Source organism: Cedecea davisae DSM 4568 (assembly GCF_000412335.2).
GTDB classification, from domain to species: domain Bacteria; phylum Pseudomonadota; class Gammaproteobacteria; order Enterobacterales; family Enterobacteriaceae; genus Cedecea; species Cedecea davisae.
This window is the reverse complement of the sequence record NZ_KE161030.1, coordinates 4,324,831-4,343,796: the sequence shown is the minus strand read 5'-3', so window position 1 is coordinate 4,343,796 and position 18,966 is coordinate 4,324,831. Positions and strand designations below refer to the sequence as shown.

Sequence of the window (18,966 nt, the reverse complement as noted above, 5' to 3'; positions counted from 1 at the left end):
GCATGGTGAAACCTACGAGAGCTCTTTCCTCCCTCACCCCTTTGGGGGGGAGGGCCGGGGTGAGGGGTTTATCTAATTAGTAATAAGAGTGCTCGCCGCGCTGGTGCTCGGTCAGGTCACGCACGCCTTTCAGCTCAGGGAACTCGTTCAGCAGCTGCTTCTCAATCCCTTCTTTCAGCGTTACGTCTACCATTGAACAGCCGTTACAGCCGCCGCCAAATTGCAGAATAGCGTAGCCTTCGTCGGTGATTTCCATCAGCGTTACGCGGCCGCCGTGGCCTGCCAGCTGTGGGTTAACGGTGGCCTGCAGCATATACTCAACGCGCTCCATCAGCGGCGCATCGTCGGAAACTTTACGCATCTTCGCGTTTGGCGCTTTCAGCGTCAGCTGGGAGCCAAGCTGGTCGGTGACGAAGTCAATTTCGGCATCTTCAAGATAAGGTGCGCTCAGCTCGTCCACATAAGCGGTTAACTGCTCAAACGGCAGGGCGGTATCGGTAGCTTCAACCGCATCCGGCGGACAATAGGACACACCACACTCCGCATTTGGGGTGCCAGGATTGATTACGAATACGCGGATTTGCGTCCCTTCTTCCTGATTTGCCAGCAGTTTGGCAAAGTGGGATTGTGCAGCATCGGAAATACGGATCATAACGATTGCTCAATAGTTGACTATTTTAGTCGGTTATAATACGCCCATCGTCGAGGGTCTACAAGGTTCGACACAGGCACCATACCTGGACAGTCGCCGCGCCCTGCCTCTTCAGCATGCGCGCTATCTCCGCAACAGTGCTACCCGTCGTCACGACATCATCCACAACAACGATATGGCGACCTGCCACCGGGATTTCAACCCTAAAGATGCCTTTCAAATTCTTCTTTCGCTGCCTGGCCGTCAGCCGGCTCTGCGCGGGTGATGAACGTATGCGTTTGATAGCAAAAGGCAAATGTTCTCGCCCCAGCCAATGTGCCAGCGGGGTGGCAATAAGTGCGCTTTGGTTATAGCCGCGCCGCCATGCCCGGGTGTGGTGCAGCGGCACGCTGAGGATGAGGTCCGGCAGGCTAATTTTGCCTTCGCGCCTGGCGGCCAGCACGCTCAGCAGTAAAAGCCGGGCCAGCGCCGGGGCGAGGGAAGGTGAACCGTTAAATTTTAGCTGGTGGATAAGCTTATTCAGCGGCGGAAGGTAATCTGTCACGAAGGTTAGCTTGTCCCACTCCGGCTGTTTTTGCAGGCAGCGCCCGCAGAGCAATTTTCCGCTTAATGCGGGCAGGCCGCAGCACGAGCAGCAGGGCGGAGGTTGTGGAAGCGAGCCGGTGCAGCGTGAGCAAATTCCCCACCCCGGGCACGCGAGCGGTAACTGGCATAGCCAACAGCGGCCAGGGATTGTTAGCATAGCGGCCTCCTTGCGGATTAAAACGAGAACGGTAACTGATGAGCGACCTGTGGTGGCAAACAAAAGGTGAAGGAAAAGACGATCTTGTGCTGTTGCACGGATGGGGACTGAATGCCGGAGTGTGGCATAACATTACGGCGGAACTCGGCTCGCATTTCCGGCTTCACCTTGTTGATTTGCCGGGCTACGGCAGGAGCAAAGGTTTTGGCTCGTTAACCCTGGAGCAAATGGCGGACATCGTGTTGGCTCAGGCGCCGGAGCGCGCTATCTGGCTGGGCTGGAGTCTGGGCGGGCTTGTGGCAAGCCAGATTTCGCTTTTACAGCCGGAGCGAGTGCGGGGTCTGGTGACGGTAGCTTCCTCTCCCTGCTTCACCGCCAGCGGCGACTGGCCGGGGATCAAGCCTGAGGTGCTGGCCGGTTTCCAGCAGCAGCTTAGCGAAGATTTTCAGCGCACGGTCGAACGCTTCCTCGCGCTGCAAACTATGGGTACGGAAACGGCTCGCCAGGACGCACGCCTGCTTAAATCGGTGGTGCTTGAGCAGCCGATGCCGGAGGTTGAAGTATTAAACGGCGGGTTGGAGATCCTGAGAACGACCGACCTGCGAGCCGCTCTGGCTCATTCAACCGTTCCACATTTACGCTTGTATGGTCGCCTGGACGGGCTGGTGCCGCGCAAAATCGTACCTTTGCTCGACGAACTTTGGCCGCAGTCTCGTTCGCAGATATTCGCTAAAGCGGCTCATGCGCCGTTTATCTCTCACCCGAATGAGTTTTGCCAGACGCTACTTGAGCTTAATCAACAGCTGGAGGAGTAACCTGTTCATCCGTGGCGAAAAAATCATTTTGTGCCAATACTCAATTATTCACCGTGCAAAGGGTGAATAATTAACCGTTACGGGGTGAATCCCGGTTGAAAAAAACAGATACCTACGGAGAGTGCTGGCTATGAAATTGATAACAGGCATCGTTACGACATTGTTGGTTAGTGCTGTTTCCTTTGGCGCTTTTGCGGCTAAAGAACTTGAAAAAGATAAAGTTGCAGGCATGAAGTTAACTAAAATCGGCACTATCGTGACGGATAAAACCTCCGCGCCGATGGACGCAAGAAGAGATCTAACCAAAAAGGCCGATAAGCTGGGCGGGGACTACTTTGTCGTGACCAGCGCTGAGAAATACACCAAAAACGTGCATGCCACTGCGGACGTGTACAAAATAGCGAAGTAACACACTCAGGAATGAAGCAAGGCGGGGATGACCCGCCTTTTTTTATCTAGCGTAAGGCCCAAAGCTCCCGCACGCATTTCTTTCCTTCCGGGCAACTTTTGCAGCTCCCCGTCAGGCAGCTACTCGGGTCTTCGCTGATGCGCATCGCTTTGCCCATGGCTTCAAGTCGCCCCAGCATGGCGGTAACCATTGGCAGGGGCGTAGCGAGCTGCTGGCTTATCTGCGAGGCTTCCAGGCGGCCCTGGAGCGCCAACGCGTTGCGGATATCAATCAGGCTCGCCATGATTCGCTCCTTAATGGCAGTCGCCCGCGCTGCTCTGGCAGCAGGTGGACGGCGTTTTTCTGGTTGCCAACAGCGACACGTCAACCCGGCTGCGGGCGCGGCGCAGGCCGCCAAGCAGCAGCACGTTGAAAAGCACCACCGCAAGAATACAGACCAGGCTAAACCGAGGATGGGCGCTGAAGGTGACGCTCTGGTAGTACAGCGTGGAGAGCGAATAGGCGATGTTCAGCCCCCAAAGCACCGAGAAGGTCATCCAGCCGCGGCTGGACTCACGGGCAATCGCACCCATTACGGAGATGCACGGGATATAGAGCAGGACGAAGATAAGGTAGCTGTAGGCCGCGGCTTCGCTGCCAAACTTGCTGCTCATCACGCCCATCGGGCCGGAGGACATCTCCCCGTCGCCTTTGCTGGCCTCTATCGGGTTTGCCAGCACGCTGAGGCTGAAGGTATTTTTCAGGCTCTGCCAGGTTTCATCGGCGGCGGCACCGAGTTCGTCAACCAGATTAAAGCTGGCCGCGTCGAACTCTTCGTTATGAATATCTTCGGCGGTGTAAAGGGTGTTCAGGGTACCGACCACAACTTCTTTTGCCATCGCGCCGGTAAACAACCCAACGGTAGCCTGCCAGTTGTCTTCATGCACGCCGATCGGTTTCAACAGCGGTGTTAACACACGGCTGACGGATGCCAGAGCCGAGTCGTTGATGTTATCTACCGCTTTGCCGCTGAACGAGAAGCTGTTCAACGCGCCGATGAAAATACTGACGATGACAATCACTTTACCGGCACGCAGTACAAAGCCTTTCAGACGTTGCCAGGTTTGCAGCAGCAGGCTCTTAAGGTGCGGAACGTGATAAACCGGTAGCTCCATAACAAAAGGCGTCGCCTCGCCGCGCATGATGGTGTGTTTCAGCATCAGGCCGGTGAGAATCGCCATCACGATGCCGAGAATATAAAGGGAGAACACAATCAGCGCGCCCTGCTGGCCGAAGAAGGCAGCGGCAAATACCGCGAAAATTGCCAGCCGAGCGCCGCAGGACATAAACGGTGCCATCATAATGGTCATCAGGCGTTCGCGTGGGGCATCCAGAGTTCGTGCGCCCATAACCGAAGGCACGTTACAGCCGAAGCCAACGATTAGCGGCACGAATGATTTGCCCGGCAGACCGAGAGACTGCATCAGGCGGTCCATCACAAATGCGGCGCGAGCCATGTAGCCGGAGTCCTCCAGGAAGGAGAGGAACAGATACATCATGCCGATTTGCGGCACCAGCGGCAGCACGGTGTTGATCCCGCCGCCCACGCCCTGAGCCAGGAAGACGGTGAGCCAGTTCGGGAAATGCAGCGTGTACCCCAGCCACTGAATGCCGTGGATAAAGATAGCGACCGAGCCTGCGTCAAATATTGGCTGTAGCGCGCCGCCGATATTAATCGCCAGCAGGAACATCAGATACATCACCAGCATAAATACCGGCAGGCCGAGATAGCGGTTGAGGATGACTTTGTCCATCGCTACGGTCAGGCGATTTGGCTCCGCCGTCAGGCTGTTGCTGACCGCCTCGCATACCGAAGCAATGCTCTGATAACGCGCATCGGCAATCAGCAGGGCCGGATCTTCAATCGTCTCCGCCAGATGGGCGCGAGCAATTTCCAGCTTGTCGGAAGCGTTGCCAGCGTAAGCCTGGCTGTAGATATCGCCTTCCAACATTTGAAGCGCCAGCCAGCGGCGCTGTTTGGCGGGCATCTCCTGCGGCATGTCTGCGGCAAGGCTGTCTGCCTGCTGCAACAAGACCTGCGGATAATGCACCAGGTCACTTTGTTGGTTGGGCTGTTTGCGGTCGATGGCGAGCTTCAGGCTTTCGATGCCGCGACCGCGGGTTGAGACCAGCGGCACGACCGGGCAGCCCAGGCGAGCGGCGAGGGCATCGATATCAATACGGATGGCCTGCTTCTCGGCGATGTCGAGCATGTTAAGCGCGACCACGCACGGAATGCCCAGCTCCAGCAGTTGCAGGGTGAGGTACAGGTTGCGCTCAAGGTTGGAAGCATCAACCACGTTTACCAGCAAGTCTGCATCGCCGCTGAGGATGTAGTGGCAGGCGATTTGCTCATCAAGAGAAGTCTGGGACGAAATAGTGGTGAGTGAATAGGTGCCGGGTAAATCAACCAGCGTCACCTGATGCTCAAGGGTGGAAAACTGACCTTCTTTACGTTCTACGGTCACACCAGCCCAGTTGCCCACGCGCTGGCGGGCACCCGTCAGCTGATTGAAGAGCGTGGTTTTCCCCGAGTTGGGATTACCGATTAAACCAATGGTTAAGTTTTTCATTTTATTCGTGGACTTCGTTGAGTTTGCAACAAGCGCGAGCGCTCACCTGCCGTTAGAAAACGGCTTCGACATTAACCAGCGCGAGATCTTTCTTGCGCAGCACCAGGCTAACGCGGCGAGTTTCGATATGAATGGGGTCGCCGAGTGGGGCTACGCGTACCACGTTAAACGAGGAACCCGGAAGCATGCCGAGGGACAATAATTTCTGGCGATAAGCCGGACTGATTTCGCGGGCGAAGCCGGTAATTTTCCACGCGCTATTCGGTAAGAATTGCATAGGACCTACTTAGAGCTGGGCTCTGCATTGACTCTGGCTGAATTCTCGTTTCAATGGCGATGTATTCGTACGATGAATGCCAATTAAACTGTCGGAAGAAAGAGAAGAAATAACGTTCAATGCAATGATAATGAGAATGGTTACCGCCCACAATATTTATTTTTGAGGCCGGATTTAACGAATTTAATTATTTTTTTCTGGTGATTAGAGAGGGGGCGTAATGCATTGATGATGGGGGTTATCTGTAACTATTTGAATAGTTACAATTTATTTTTAATTTGTGGCGTTAAATTATTATTGCGATGTTATTCAGGTATCGCTGATGTTACGAAGGTGATAATTGCTGGTTTCCGCGTTGAGTATTTATTGAGAATTGATTTAGATCAAGCCAGGCTTATTTTTTTCGTTTTTACACCGCAAATGAAAATAACTCCTCTCCCTTTGCAGGAAGAGGAGCATGATTTAACGCTTCTTGCCCATTGCTGCCGCCAGCGCATCCATCATTGCGCTGTTGCCGCCGCTGGCGTTGTCACGCCCGCGCGGTTTCGGCTGTGCCGCAGGGCGACCTTTCTGCTCGCGGGGGGGGCTGTTACTGCTGCTGCGACGGCTACCGCTTTCGCCCGGCTGCTCGTCAAGGCGCATGGTTAAAGCGATGCGTTTACGTTGCAAATCGACTTCCAGCACTTTGACCTTCACGATATCGCCTGCTTTCACCACTTTATGCGGGTCGTCGATAAACTTGTCGGACAGGGACGAGATATGCACCAGCCCGTCCTGATGAACGCCGATATCCACGAAAGCACCAAAGTTAGTGACGTTGGTCACCGCACCTTCCAGCACCATGCCCGGCGTCAGGTCGTTCATGGTTTCAACGCCTTCAGCAAACTGCGCGGTTTTAAACTCAGGGCGTGGATCGCGGCCCGGTTTTTCCAGCTCTTTGATGATGTCGGTGACGGTTGGCACCCCGAAACGCTCATCGGTGAACTGGCTGGCCTTCAGGTCGCGCAGCCCGTTGCTGTTGCCCATCAGGTCGGCAAGCGCCTGCTGGGTTGCAGCCAGAATACGCTCGACCACCGGGTAGGCTTCCGGGTGGACGGTAGAAGCATCAAGCGGGTTGTCGCCGTGGTTAATACGCAGGAAGCCCGCACATTGCTCGAAGGCTTTTGGCCCCAGACGGCTAACTTTCAGCAACTGCTGGCGGTTCTGGAAGCGGCCGTTTTCATCACGCCAGCTCACGATATTCTGCGCCATCATGCGCGTTAGTCCCGCAACGCGGGTCAGCAGCGGAACGGAGGCGGTATTCAGGTCTACGCCAACGGCGTTTACGCAGTCTTCCACCACCGCATCCAGCTTCTTCGCCAGCTGCGTTTGGCTCACGTCGTGCTGGTACTGGCCAACGCCGATTGATTTCGGATCGATTTTCACCAGCTCTGCCAGCGGGTCCTGCAGGCGGCGGGCGATGGAAACAGCGCCGCGAATAGACACATCCAGGTCCGGGAATTCCAGCGCGGCCAGCTCTGAAGCCGAGTAGACGGAAGCTCCAGCTTCGCTGACGATAACTTTCTGCGCCGTGACCTTCGGGAACTGTTTTTGCACGTCGAGGAAGAAACGTTCTGTCTCGCGGGAAGCGGTGCCGTTGCCGATGGCGACCAGCTCGACGTTGTGCTTTTCGCACAGTGCCGCAACGGCGACAGCCGCTTTGGCCGCCTGGCCGGTATGGGGGTAAATCGTGTCGGTCGCGACCAGTTTGCCGGTGGCGTCAACTACCGCCACCTTCACGCCGGTACGCAGGCCAGGGTCGAGGCCCATTGTGGCGCGCAGCCCGGCCGGAGCGGCCATCAGCAGATCGTGAAGGTTACGGGCAAAGACGTTAATCGCTTCGTCTTCCGCACGTTCGCGCACGCTGCCCATCAGCTCGGTTTCCAGATGCATCAGCACCTTAATGCGCCACGTCCAGCTGACAACCGCTTTACGCCAGACGTCTGCCGCCGCGTTATTCAGGCGCAGACCGAGATGGTTGATGATCAACTGCTCGCAGTAGCTTTCGCGCGGCGGCTCATCAAACTGCGGGTCGGCGTTGAGCGACAGCTGTAAAATACCTTCGTTGCGGCCACGGAACATCGCCAGCGCGCGGTGCGAGGGTGCGGTGGAAATCGGTTCATGGTGGTCGAAGTAGTCGCGGAATTTAGCGCCTTCTTCCTCTTTACCGCTGACAACAACGGAAACCAGATGGGCATTTTTCCACAAATAGTCACGCACTTTGGCCAGCAGCCCAGCGTCTTCCGCGAAGCGCTCCATAAGGATATAGCGTGCGCCATCCAGCGCGGCTTTGACGTCGGCAACACCTTTATCGGCATCAACGAAGCGGGCTGCTTCCTGTTCCGGCTCGTGGGAAGGCTCGTTCCACAGCAAGTCGGCCAGCGGCTCAAGGCCCGCTTCAATGGCGATTTGCCCGCGGGTGCGGCGTTTCGGTTTATACGGCAGGTAGAGGTCTTCAAGCTCGGTTTTGCTTAAAGTCCCGTTAATCGCCCCTGCAAGCTCGTCGCTCAGTTTGCCCTGGTCGGCAATCGACTTGAGGATGGTCTGGCGGCGCTCTTCAAGTTCACGCAGGTAACTAAGACGAGTTTCCAGTTGACGCAGTTGCGTGTCATCCAGACCGCCGGTGACTTCCTTACGATAACGTGCGATAAACGGCACGGTATTCCCTTCATCCAGCAGGCGAACGGCGGCTTCTACCTGTTCGTTTCTGGCGTGAAGCTCACCCGCAATAATGCGGCAAAGCGAATCATTCATCATGGCTTTTCATCTGTGTAATACGGAAAATTCAGCAAACAGTTATACGGATAGGGGCGTAAAATTGCCAGCCGCCGACCGACGAATATCGGGTTTCGGACTGTTCTGCCGCTCGTTATTCTGGCTTAGGGTACTCAATTTCATTGACGTACCACTGCGTCTCCCCGGACGGGGTTTGCACCACGGCCTGGTCGCCGACTTCTTTCTTTAGCAGGGCGCGGGCCATCGGTGAATCGATAGAAATGTAATCCTTGCGGCCAAAAATCTCGTCGTAACCGACGATGCGAAAGCGCAGCAGGTTGCCGTCGTCGTTTTCAATTTCGACCCAGGCACCAAAGAAGACTTTGCCTTCCTGCTGCGGCGAGTAATCGACGATTTTCAGCCGCTCAAGGGATTTGGTGATATAGCGAACCCGACGGTCTATCTCGCGGAGCCGCTTTTTATTGTACTGGTAGTCGGCGTTTTCACTGCGGTCGCCGAGGCTTGCCGCCCAGGTGACTTTTTTGGTCACTTCGGGGCGCTCTTCACGCCACAGATAATCCAGCTCTTTTTTGAGCTTTTCGTAGCCTTCACGGGTGATTAACGGCGTTTTCATTTTTCTGCCCTGCTGCCTGTAAAATCAGAGTGTGATTTAAACCGATGCTCAATGAGGAATGCAACCGCCGTAATTTGGGAAGCAAGTCACCAAATTTTGATTTAAAACGTTGATAACCGACTGTTTAATATGCTTTGTAACAATTTCGACTAGAATGTATACCAGAATTGACTGGTTGTATTAACGCAGTTTTTTAAGAATAGACACTCAACTGTTCGAGCCTTTGGGAGTACTTACGATGCAAGAGAACTATAAAATTCTGGTCGTCGATGACGACATGCGCCTGCGCGCGCTGTTAGAGCGTTATCTCACCGAGCAGGGCTTCCAGGTTCGCAGCGTCGCCAACGCCGAACAAATGGATCGCCTGCTGACCCGCGAATCCTTCCACCTGATGGTGCTGGACCTGATGTTGCCGGGCGAAGATGGCCTTTCTATCTGCCGCCGTCTGCGCAGCCAGAGCAACCCGATGCCGATTATCATGGTGACCGCCAAGGGCGAAGAAGTCGACCGCATCGTTGGCCTGGAAATTGGGGCGGATGACTATATTCCTAAGCCGTTTAACCCACGTGAACTGCTGGCTCGTATTCGTGCCGTGCTGCGCCGTCAGGCCAATGAACTGCCGGGCGCACCTTCTCAGGAAGAAGCGGTTATTGCGTTCGGTAAATTCAAGCTGAACCTCGGTACTCGCGAAATGTTCCGCGAAGACGAGCCTATGCCGCTGACCAGCGGTGAGTTTGCGGTGCTGAAAGCACTGGTGAGCCACCCGCGTGAGCCGCTTTCCCGCGATAAGTTAATGAACCTTGCGCGCGGTCGTGAATACTCCGCGATGGAACGCTCCATCGACGTACAAATCTCCCGCCTGCGCCGCATGGTGGAAGAGGACCCGGCGCATCCGCGTTATATCCAGACCGTTTGGGGTCTTGGCTACGTCTTCGTCCCGGACGGCGCTAAGGCATGAGGCGAGTCCGCTTCTCACCCAGAAGCTCGTTTGCCCGTACGCTGTTGCTGATCGTCACCTTGCTGTTCGTCAGCCTGGTGACGACCTATCTTGTGGTCCTGAACTTCGCGATTTTGCCGAGCCTGCAGCAGTTTAATAAGGTGTTGGCGTACGAAGTCAGGATGCTGATGACCGACAAACTGCAGCTTGAAGACGGCACCCAGCTTGTGGTGCCGCCTGCATTTCGTCGTGAGATTTACCGCGAGCTGGGGATTTCGCTTTACTCTAACGAGGCGGCGGAAGATGCAGGCCTGCGCTGGGCGCAGCATTATGAGTTTCTCAGCCAGCAGATGGCGCAGCAGCTTGGCGGCCCGACGGAAGTACGCGTTGAGGTTAACAAAAGCTCGCCGGTCGTCTGGCTGAAAACCTGGCTGTCGCCAAATATCTGGGTGCGGGTGCCGCTTACCGAAATCCATCAGGGTGATTTCTCCCCGCTGTTCCGCTATACGCTGGCGATTATGCTGCTGGCAATCGGCGGGGCCTGGCTATTTATCCGAATACAGAACCGACCGCTGGTCGACCTGGAGCACGCAGCGCTGCAGGTCGGTAAAGGCATAATTCCGCCGCCGCTGCGTGAATACGGGGCTTCGGAAGTGAGGTCGGTAACCAGGGCGTTTAACCACATGGCCGCGGGCGTTAAGCAGCTTGCCGATGACCGCACGTTGCTGATGGCGGGCGTGAGCCATGACCTGCGTACGCCGCTGACGCGTATTCGCCTGGCGACGGAAATGATGGGCCAGGAAGATGGCTATCTGGCGGAGTCGATAAATAAAGATATCGAAGAGTGTAATGCGATTATCGAGCAGTTTATCGACTACCTGCGCACCGGGCAGGAAATGCCGCTGGAAATGGCCGATCTTAACAGCGTGCTGGGCGAAGTGATCGCCGCCGAGAGTGGCTATGAGCGCGAAATTGATACCGACCTGATGGACGGGGAAATTCGCCTTAATATTCACCCGCTTTCAATTAAGCGCGCGGTGGCGAATATGGTGGTTAACGCCGCCCGCTACGGTAACGGTTGGATCAAGGTTAGCAGCGGCAGCGAGCTAAATCGCGCCTGGTTCCAGGTTGAGGATGATGGCCCGGGCATTGAGCCGGATCAGCTCCAGCATCTGTTCCAGCCGTTTGTGCGCGGCGACAGCGCCCGCAGTACCAGCGGCACCGGGCTTGGCTTAGCCATCGTACAGCGGATTATCGATAACCATAACGGGATGTTGGACTTAGGGAAAAGCGAGCGGGGTGGGCTGCGTATTCGTGCTTATTTACCGCTGCCAATAGTCCGCGTGGTGGCTCATCGCGAAAGTTAATCGCCAGGCTAAATAAAAAACGAACCCCGAAGGGTTCGTTTTTTTTCGCCTGTATCAGCTAATTAAAGCTTAGGACCGGCCGCAACCAGCGCCGCCCCGGCAGGGGTATCGGTGTATTTCTCGAAGTTTTCTACAAACAGTTTCGCCAGCTGCTCCGCTTTTTCCTGCCACTGTTCCGGGGAGCCGTAGGTATTACGCGGGTCCAGAATATGGCTGTCCACGCCGGCTAGCGAGGTCGGGATAGCCAGGTTAAACATCGGCAGGGTGAAGGTTTCGGCATCATCCAGCGAGCCATCGAGGATAGCGTCGATGATGGCGCGGGTATCTTTAATTGAGATACGTTTGCCGGTGCCGTTCCAGCCGGTGTTGACCAGGTAAGCCTGCGCGCCAGCGGCCTGCATGCGTTTAACCAGCACTTCGGCATATTGTGTTGGGTGCAGCGACAGGAAGGCTGCGCCGAAGCATGCGGAGAAGGTTGGTGTCGGCTCGGTAACGCCGCGCTCGGTGCCCGCGAGCTTGGCGGTAAAGCCGGACAGGAAATGATACTGGGTCTGGTTTGCCGTCAGGCGTGAGACCGGAGGCAGTACGCCGAATGCATCCGCCGTCAGGAAGATAACCTTGGTCGCGTGACCCGCTTTCGAAACCGGCTTAACGATATTGTCGATGTGGTAAATCGGGTAAGAGACGCGGGTGTTCTCCGTTTTGGATGCGTCATCAAAATCGATCGTACCATCTGCCCGAACGGTGACGTTTTCCAACAGCGCGTCGCGGCGGATAGCGTGGTAGATATCCGGCTCGGCCTCTTCCGACAGGCGAATGGTTTTGGCGTAACAGCCACCTTCGAAATTGAATACGCCGTCATCGTCCCAGCCGTGCTCATCATCGCCAATCAGGCGGCGTTTCGGGTCGGTAGAAAGGGTGGTTTTACCGGTGCCGGAGAGGCCGAAGAACACGGCCACATCGCCTTTCTCGCCAACGTTTGCCGAGCAGTGCATTGAGGCAATACCTTTCAACGGCAGCAGGTAGTTCATAATAGAGAACATCCCTTTTTTCATTTCGCCGCCGTACCAGGTGCCGCCGATAAGCTGCATGCGTTCAGTAAGGTTAAACGCCACAAAGTTTTCGGAGTTCAGGCCCTGCTCTTTCCAGTTTGGGTTGGTGCATTTTGCGCCGTTCATCACCACAAAATCCGGCTCGAACGTTGCCAGTTCTTCGTCGGTCGGGCGAATGAACATATTTTTAACGAAATGAGCCTGCCAGGCGACTTCGGTAATAAACCTGACCGAGAGGCGCGTGTCGGCGTTGGCGCCGCAGAATGCATCGAGAATAAACAGGCGTTTGCCGGAAAGCTGCCCGGTGACGAGGCCTTTCAACTGATGCCAGGTCTCTTCAGAAAGGGGTTTGTTATCGTTTTTGCCTTTGCCGTTATCGGCCCACCAGAGCGTGTCGCGGGTGGTGTCATCGCGAACGATGTATTTATCTTTCGGCGAGCGGCCGGTGAAGATCCCGGTATCGACGGCAACTGCGCCTAAATTTGTCACTACGCCACGCTCGTAACCTTCCAGTTTGGGGTCGAGCTCTTCGCGGTAGAGGGTGTCATAATCGGGGTTGTGGATGACTTCGCTAACATCATTAATGCCATAAGCCTTGAGATCTTGCGGGGTTATGCCTTTAACTCGCATTTCACTGCTCCTTAGCCAATTTATAGTGCCCAATATTGTAGAATTGTTTAGGGGTTGTTAACCGCGACCATCATCATAGATTTGGGGATCCGCCAAAAAATTGATATTTCGAATCAATAAATAAGATTAATTGCAGGCTGAAACGGTTATGCCTTGCTGTCGTTTTATTGTTCTAATATTTAATTGTATTTAAAAGTATTTAATTGATGTTTGTATTCAAAGTGAATATTAATTTAATATTCTATTTGTTAATAGCGCTGGGCGATTGCTTTTTGTTTATTTTGGGAGGTGGGTAGAGAAACTTAATAATTATAATGAATATTTGTTGTTATTGCGTTTTTTTTGATGATTATTGCATCATGTTTAAATGGAAATTCATTATTTATCAGTGTGTTGGGTTGTTTTTTTATTTTTTATTTTTCTGCGATATATTTTTAATGAGCGTTTTTTTATAGTTAGGAATTAATGGCCGGGCTAGATTTCGCCTTCCATTATAAACTCCCTGAAACGTCGCTCTCCGAACATCGTCGCCGGTCTGTAAGATATCATATTTCCCATACGGATGAAGTGCTTACTGCTATAAATAATGACCCATGGAGGGCCGTACTTTCATAAGGACTTAGTGAAGGTTAGCGCAGTGAACAAGCATACAGAAATCCCCATTCCGTTTTATCTTAAATCCTTTGCCTGGCTGCAGATCGGTGTACAGATTTTGTTTCCTCTCGCCTGTACGCTGGCACCCGCATCGGCCGGAGCTGCAGCTCAAAAATCAATTGTTTCTCAAGCAGCTACGGAATTATATATTCTGCAACCGGGTGAGAATGCGGCATCCGTTGCCAGAAAATATAATATGAGCCTGGCGTCATTACGTGCAATGAATCAGTCGCAGGTTTTTGCTAAGGGATTTAACAACGTTAAGTCCGGCGACACCCTCGTCGTTCCTCTTGCGCCGCTTCCGGCAGATAAGTGGCGTTCGGATGAGAGTGCCTCTGCGGAGAAAGAGGCTCAGGTACAAAAGTGGGCCTCTTTGGCGAGCCGTACCGGGGCTTTTTTATCGGCAAATCCTAACGGTGATGCCGCGAGTTCAATGGCGCGCGGTATGGCAACAGGCGAGGCCAGCAGCCATCTCCAGCAATGGCTTAGCCAATTTGGTACCGCTCGCGTACAGCTTAATGCCGACAAAAACTTCTCGCTCGAAAACTCCCAGCTCGACCTTTTGATTCCCTGGTATGAACAGGAAAACAAACTGCTTTTTGCCCAGGGTAGCCTGCATGAGACGGACGACAGGCTGCAATCGAATTTAGGGGCAGGCCTGCGCTGGTTTAACGATGGCTATATGCTGGGGGGTAACACCTTCCTCGACTATGACTGGTCGCGGGCGCATGCGCGCCTTGGCCTGGGGGGGGAGTACTGGCGAGATTTCTTAAAGCTCAGCGCCAACAGCTATCTGCGTTTAACCGGCTGGAAGAATTCCAAAGATATCGAAGATTACGAAGAACGCCCGGCAAACGGATGGGATCTTCGCGCAGAAGGCTGGTTGCCAGCTTTACCACAGCTGGGCGGGAAATTGACGTATGAGCAATATTACGGCAAAGAAGTTGCGCTCTTTGGCAAAGATAATCGCCAGAGCGACCCCTATGCTCTCACGGCCGGGCTGAGCTATACGCCGGTTCCGCTCGTCACTTTCAATGTAGATCAGCGGCAGGGTAAAGCGGGTGAAAAGGCGACGCAGTTTGGCGTACAGCTAAATTATCAGTTCGGAATGCCGTGGCAGCAGCAAATCAGTCCGGATGCCGTTGGCAGCATGCGTAGCCTGGCGGGCAGCCGCTACGATCTGGTCGATCGCAATAACAATATCGTGCTGGAGTACCGCAAAAAAGAGGTTATCCGCTTACAAACTGCGGATCTTCTGGCGGGCTATGCGGGTGAGCAGAAGTCGCTAAATGTCTCGGTTAACGCGAAGAACGGGCTGGACAGGATCGAGTGGGCTGCGCCTTCGCTGCTCTCGGCCGGTGGGCAAATTCTCAGGGAAAGCGAAGCCAGCTACAGCGTTATCCTGCCGGGCTGGCAGCCGGGTGAGAGCGGCGTGAACACCTACACTGTCTCCGGGATAGCTTTTGATATAAAAGGCAATGCTTCAGAGCGTGCCGAGACCCAGGTCACGGTGACCCAGGCGGCGATCAGCTTAAACAGCAGTTCGCTAACGCCAACGGATGCGACGCTGACCGCCAACGGAACGGCGCAGCAGGTGTTTGTCCTGAAGGTAAGCGATAAGGACGGAAACCCCGTTGACATCGCTGCCGATGAAATAACGGTGAAAACTCAGGCACAACAGACCCGGAGTCCTCAGAAGGCCGGGATTAAGCCGCAGGATAGCGTTGGCCACTCACTGACGGCCTTCACCCGCCGCGCAGCAGGAGAATATGTTGCTACGCTCACCGCCGGGACTATGGCGGAAACGTTCACCATGACCCCCGTGGTGCGCAACATGAGCCTGGCTGCGGCCAGTGTGGCGATTAGCGCGGATAGCACAACTGCCCATGTCGGGGAACTATCCGTCGTGCATGACAACGCTAAAGCTGACGGTAAAGACCAGAATCAGCTCAGCGTTGTGGTCATTGATGGAGAAGGCAATAAAGTCCCGTCTCAAATCGTTAATTTAGCGGCCAGCGATGGGGCGATTATTGCTAAAAGCGTAACTACCGACAGCAAAGGCGAGGCTGCGGTATCGCTGACCCATGTCCGCTCCGGTGAAGTGACGGTAACGGCAGGGTTCGAGGGCAGTGAAAGTAAAACGGCAAAGGTTGTGTTTGTTGCTGATGAGGGAAGCGCGCAGATCGCCAGCGGCAATCTGGCGGTAACGCCGGAGATTTCATCTGCCAACGGCAAAGCGGAAAAAACGGTAAGCGTGTTGGTGACCGATGCAAAAAACAACCCGGTGCCCAATGTTACCGTCGCGCTGAGCGCCAGCAATAACGCAAAGCTGAAAGACGCTTCGCTGAAAACAAATGCGCAGGGAGAGGCCACAACAAGCTTAACCAGCCTGACTGCCGGTGTTTCTCAGGTGACGGTGAAGGTGAACAAACACAGCGTTACGAAAGACACGATGTTTACCGGTAATAGCGATAAGGCCTCGGTGGTTCAGGTGACTCCGGCCAACCCTCCATATACGGCGGATGGAACATCGGCCGTGACCTTTAGCGCATTGATTAATGACGATAACGGTAATCCACTGCCGAATATCGCGGTGGACTGGAAGTCCGACAGGGACAGCAATGAAGTTAAATTTAGCGCCCTGCAAACCGTAACTGACGATAAAGGGATTGCCAAAACTGACGTTACCAGCACGCGCGCCTACCCGGTTTCCATCACGGCCTTCACCAATGCCTCATCAAAAACGGCGGACCCCATTACCTTCGTTGCCGACAGCACTAAGGGCCTGATTGCCCGCCTGGTAAGCGATAAGCCTGCGATTGTTGCGGATGGTAAAGATAGCGCCACTATTACGGCCAAAATTGCCGATTCGCTGGGGAATCCGCTGCCAAATATCCCGGTCGCGTTGTCGGCCAATGGCGGTGCCACGCTAACGCCGCTTGCGCCGCAGACCGATCAAAACGGGCTCATCAAAGCCACGCTGGTCACCAAAAAATCGGGCAGTATTTTGGTTACGGCCGGTCTGGCAAATGGGCAAAAAGAGACGCTGTCCGTTGAAGCCTCGGCCGATACCAGCAGCTGGAAGATTATCAGCGTGAAGCCAGATACCACTAGCTTTGTGGCCGGTGACGCCAAAGGCGTGACCTACAGCGCGACGGTGACGGACGGATTTGGCAACAAACTTTCTGACGTGGTGGTTTCCTGGCAGTTGAAAGGGGCATCAGAGAGTTTTGAACCTACTTCACGGACAAACTCGGAAGGGGTTGCGGCCACCACGGTGAAAAGTAATACCGCCGGTACGTTGATGATGGAAGCCTGGCTTGATATGGGAAATAACCTTCAGGCTGGGCCTGTGGAAGTCAAAGCTGCGGCCATAGATTTAGCACATTCTTCATTTACCGCAGATAAAACAACGATTGGCGCGGATGGTAAAGAGAAGTCGAGCCTGACGGTGGTGCTGAAGGACAGCTACGACAACGCTATTGTGGGCAAAACGGTAACGCTGGGCGGCGGCTCTGCGCTCTCTGGATTTAACCTGTCTAAAGTGGTTGATAATAAAGATGGGTCCTATACCTCGGAGGCAACTTCAACCGCGAAAGGTAAAGTGACGCTGAGCGCCAGCTCAGAGGGCAAAAAAATTGGGTCGCCAATCGACGTAGTCGTCGGCGCTGTAACCCTTGATCTGCGCTTCGACAATGCCCAACAGCAGGCGGTCTATACCCGAAACTTCACCCAGTCGCAGGCCGTGCGCGGTATGCCCGGCGGTTTAACGCAGCAGTGGTCAAGCTCGGCCCCCGAAGTAGCCTCCGTCGACGGCCAGACAGGGAAGGTTACGCTGCTGAAATCCGGCGAAGCGAATATTATCGTGACCACTCCCGGCAACGCACAATATAACCCGGCGATGGCGAGCTATAGTCTGGCCGTAGAGAAAGCGCATCCGCAGCTCAGCGCGAAAAATGGCAGCCTGATAACCGCTGAATGGGCCGACGGAGGGAGCTATAAGGTTTTAGCCCAGTTCGGTAATAGCGATGCCGCCACTGTCCTCACTCCACGCTACGTCAGCAAGAACACCGGCGTGGTAACCGTTGACGGCAGCGGGGTATTAAAGGCGGTAAAACCGGGTGAAACGACAATTACGTTCGACGTGTTGGAAACAGAGCAATTCTACGGTGAGTCGGTGGATGTAAGTTATGTGCTTAAAAAGGCATCTATCAATATTGGGTTTAGTAAATCGGAGGTGAAAACGACGGATGAACAGTCATTTGCGCTTCAGCAGCCCGGCAGGACTATACCGTCCGATGCAAAAACTATCTGGGAGTCCAGCGATAGCAATGTGGTGCGCCTGTCTGAGTCCGGCTCGGTACAGGGAAATGTGGGTAAAGGTAAGTCCCGGCTGACGCTGAATATCGTCGCTAACGATTATTATAACGCCAGCACCGCCTACTATGACGTGCTCATTTACAGTAAGCCTACCATTAGTATGGGCAGCATAAGCTATACCAGTAAGGGGTCATCAAGCAGTTCAGGTGACTGGAAGCCGCTGTATACCGGCGATATTTTCTCAGTAACCTGGAGTGCCGATACCGCTAATGAATATACGGCTCCGGCCAGCGTCGATGTGATATTAAAAACCAGCTCTGGTATTAAGCTATCGACTAAAACCGTGCGTAACCCAACCGGAAGTATTGTTACCCAGTTTGTGCCTTTGCAACAATTCTGGGGGGAGAACGTTACCGTTGAACTGGTAGCCAAAGGATATGGCAACTTAGAAACTAGCGTTGTCGCCGGCAGGTCTGTGCTTGTAGCCACTCCAAAGCTGGCCGATATTAAGCCGCTGATCTCCGGTAACAGCTACGTCTATACCACGGACCAGAAAGGTAACTTAACCGATTACTGTAAAAGTACGGCGAGTAATCCGGCAACCGACTGGCGCGGAAGAGGGCGTATCGATTTTAAGCCAGGCGGTAAAAAAATTATTTCGCCTCTTACCGCAACGCTAAAAGGATCTGTTGGCGGGTATCGCGCTCAAACCTTTGCTTTATTGAGTGGTGTGGCTACGGACAGCAGTAACACTCTCGATCCCTTAAGCTATGATGCATTACAGGAGGACTGTTGGGCAGACCACACAAGGGTGTTCAATACTGAGCTATTAATCAGTTTTAACGGAGAGTCCGAGACATTAAACGTCTACAGTGTCTCTATAAATGGTGGTTCCCATGAGTCTGCTAACAAAGGTGGCAACTGGTCCTTGTAAGGTAAATACAGAGAAAATTTAGCTAACCTATGGCTTCTGGTGGTGCAAACCGTCAGAAGCTTTTTTATGCCCGCAGGTTAATGCCGTGTCGAATAACGCGCCTCTCTACTAACGTACATTTAAATTCCGCACAATGAACTTTGGCTGCCGATAGCCCTCTACAATGAACGCTGAATC

Annotated in this window: 13 protein-coding genes; 5 read left to right on the top strand and 8 right to left on the bottom strand. The window is 54.1% G+C overall.

What is annotated here, in order from left to right; translation table 11 throughout:
* Positions 1-76: 76 nt before the first annotated feature.
* Both nfuA and gntX read right to left on the bottom strand, forming a co-directional pair.
* Entirely contained in the window at positions 77-652 is a 576-nt protein-coding gene (gene nfuA / locus HMPREF0201_RS19900) for a Fe-S biogenesis protein NfuA (RefSeq protein ID WP_016538542.1), read from the bottom strand.
* 58 nt (positions 653-710) lie between these two features.
* Positions 711-1,394 carry a DNA utilization protein GntX gene (gntX, locus tag HMPREF0201_RS19895; protein ID WP_055696379.1) on the bottom strand — a complete coding sequence of 228 codons (684 nt, stop codon included), beginning with the start codon at positions 1,392-1,394 and terminating at the stop codon, positions 711-713.
* A gap of 38 nt (positions 1,395-1,432) precedes the next feature.
* Between gntX and bioH the strand changes: the two genes are divergently transcribed.
* Both bioH and HMPREF0201_RS19885 read left to right on the top strand, forming a co-directional pair.
* Positions 1,433-2,209, top strand: coding sequence for a pimeloyl-ACP methyl ester esterase BioH (gene bioH, locus HMPREF0201_RS19890; RefSeq protein WP_016538540.1), 777 nt, complete (start codon positions 1,433-1,435; stop codon positions 2,207-2,209).
* A gap of 130 nt (positions 2,210-2,339) precedes the next feature.
* A complete protein-coding gene (locus HMPREF0201_RS19885; RefSeq protein ID WP_016538539.1) occupies positions 2,340-2,618 on the top strand; it encodes a YdgH/BhsA/McbA-like domain containing protein in 279 nt (92 codons plus the stop codon).
* Between the two features lie 46 nt (positions 2,619-2,664).
* Here the strand turns inward: HMPREF0201_RS19885 and feoC are convergent, their stop codons facing one another.
* The 5 genes from feoC to greB form a co-directional block, all read right to left on the bottom strand.
* Positions 2,665-2,901 (bottom strand): [Fe-S]-dependent transcriptional repressor FeoC, encoded by a 237-nt coding sequence (feoC, locus tag HMPREF0201_RS19880; protein WP_016538538.1) that lies wholly within the window; start codon positions 2,899-2,901, stop codon positions 2,665-2,667.
* A 10-nt stretch (positions 2,902-2,911) separates the two neighbouring features.
* Positions 2,912-5,230, bottom strand: a complete 2,319-nt coding sequence (feoB, locus tag HMPREF0201_RS19875) for a Fe(2+) transporter permease subunit FeoB (protein ID WP_016538537.1) — start codon at positions 5,228-5,230, stop codon at positions 2,912-2,914.
* A 52-nt stretch (positions 5,231-5,282) separates the two neighbouring features.
* Positions 5,283-5,507 carry a ferrous iron transporter A gene (feoA, locus tag HMPREF0201_RS19870; protein WP_016538536.1) on the bottom strand — a complete coding sequence of 75 codons (225 nt, stop codon included), beginning with the start codon at positions 5,505-5,507 and terminating at the stop codon, positions 5,283-5,285.
* A gap of 462 nt (positions 5,508-5,969) precedes the next feature.
* The gene (locus tag HMPREF0201_RS19865; RefSeq protein ID WP_016538535.1) at positions 5,970-8,303 is read right to left on the bottom strand and encodes a Tex family protein; all 2,334 of its coding nucleotides are present in this window, start codon (positions 8,301-8,303) and stop codon (positions 5,970-5,972) included.
* Between the two features lie 112 nt (positions 8,304-8,415).
* Positions 8,416-8,895, bottom strand: coding sequence for a transcription elongation factor GreB (gene greB, locus HMPREF0201_RS19860; RefSeq protein WP_016538534.1), 480 nt, complete (start codon positions 8,893-8,895; stop codon positions 8,416-8,418).
* 238 nt (positions 8,896-9,133) lie between these two features.
* On the opposite strand from greB, the gene ompR reads away from it, so the two are divergent.
* Positions 9,134-9,853: an osmolarity response regulator transcription factor OmpR gene (gene ompR / locus HMPREF0201_RS19855; protein WP_006177890.1), complete on the top strand. Its 720-nt coding sequence runs from the start codon at positions 9,134-9,136 to the stop codon at positions 9,851-9,853.
* Positions 9,850-11,199 carry a two-component system sensor histidine kinase EnvZ gene (gene envZ, locus HMPREF0201_RS19850; RefSeq protein WP_016538533.1) on the top strand — a complete coding sequence of 450 codons (1,350 nt, stop codon included), beginning with the start codon at positions 9,850-9,852 and terminating at the stop codon, positions 11,197-11,199. Before ompR ends, envZ begins: the two co-directional genes overlap by 4 nt.
* Positions 11,200-11,261: 62 nt before the next feature.
* On the opposite strand, the gene pckA is transcribed toward envZ, so the two are convergent.
* Positions 11,262-12,881, bottom strand: a complete 1,620-nt coding sequence (gene pckA, locus HMPREF0201_RS19845; RefSeq protein ID WP_016538532.1) for a phosphoenolpyruvate carboxykinase (ATP) — start codon at positions 12,879-12,881, stop codon at positions 11,262-11,264.
* An 850-nt stretch (positions 12,882-13,731) separates the two neighbouring features.
* Here pckA and HMPREF0201_RS19840 point away from each other — a divergent pair.
* Positions 13,732-18,789 carry an inverse autotransporter beta domain-containing protein gene (locus tag HMPREF0201_RS19840; RefSeq protein WP_160160637.1) on the top strand — a complete coding sequence of 1,686 codons (5,058 nt, stop codon included), beginning with the start codon at positions 13,732-13,734 and terminating at the stop codon, positions 18,787-18,789.
* Positions 18,790-18,966: the final 177 nt, after the last annotated feature.

Excerpts from the sequence above, each read along its gene's own strand:
- feoA (WP_016538536.1), bottom strand. The coding sequence starts at position 5,507 with ATGCAATTCTTACCGAATAGCGCGTGGAAAATTACCGGCTTCGCCCGC.
- feoC (WP_016538538.1), bottom strand. The coding sequence starts at position 2,901 with ATGGCGAGCCTGATTGATATCCGCAACGCGTTGGCGCTCCAGGGCCGC.
- HMPREF0201_RS19865 (WP_016538535.1), bottom strand. The coding sequence starts at position 8,303 with ATGATGAATGATTCGCTTTGCCGCATTATTGCGGGTGAGCTTCACGCC.
- feoB (WP_016538537.1), bottom strand. The coding sequence starts at position 5,230 with ATGAAAAACTTAACCATTGGTTTAATCGGTAATCCCAACTCGGGGAAA.
- nfuA (WP_016538542.1), bottom strand. The coding sequence starts at position 652 with ATGATCCGTATTTCCGATGCTGCACAATCCCACTTTGCCAAACTGCTG.
- HMPREF0201_RS19840 (WP_160160637.1), top strand. The coding sequence starts at position 13,732 with ATGAGCCTGGCGTCATTACGTGCAATGAATCAGTCGCAGGTTTTTGCT.
- ompR (WP_006177890.1), top strand. The coding sequence starts at position 9,134 with ATGCAAGAGAACTATAAAATTCTGGTCGTCGATGACGACATGCGCCTG.
- pckA (WP_016538532.1), bottom strand. The coding sequence starts at position 12,881 with ATGCGAGTTAAAGGCATAACCCCGCAAGATCTCAAGGCTTATGGCATT.
- bioH (WP_016538540.1), top strand. The coding sequence starts at position 1,433 with ATGAGCGACCTGTGGTGGCAAACAAAAGGTGAAGGAAAAGACGATCTT.
- gntX (WP_055696379.1), bottom strand. The coding sequence starts at position 1,394 with ATGCTAACAATCCCTGGCCGCTGTTGGCTATGCCAGTTACCGCTCGCG.
- envZ (WP_016538533.1), top strand. The coding sequence starts at position 9,850 with ATGAGGCGAGTCCGCTTCTCACCCAGAAGCTCGTTTGCCCGTACGCTG.
- greB (WP_016538534.1), bottom strand. The coding sequence starts at position 8,895 with ATGAAAACGCCGTTAATCACCCGTGAAGGCTACGAAAAGCTCAAAAAA.
- HMPREF0201_RS19885 (WP_016538539.1), top strand. The coding sequence starts at position 2,340 with ATGAAATTGATAACAGGCATCGTTACGACATTGTTGGTTAGTGCTGTT.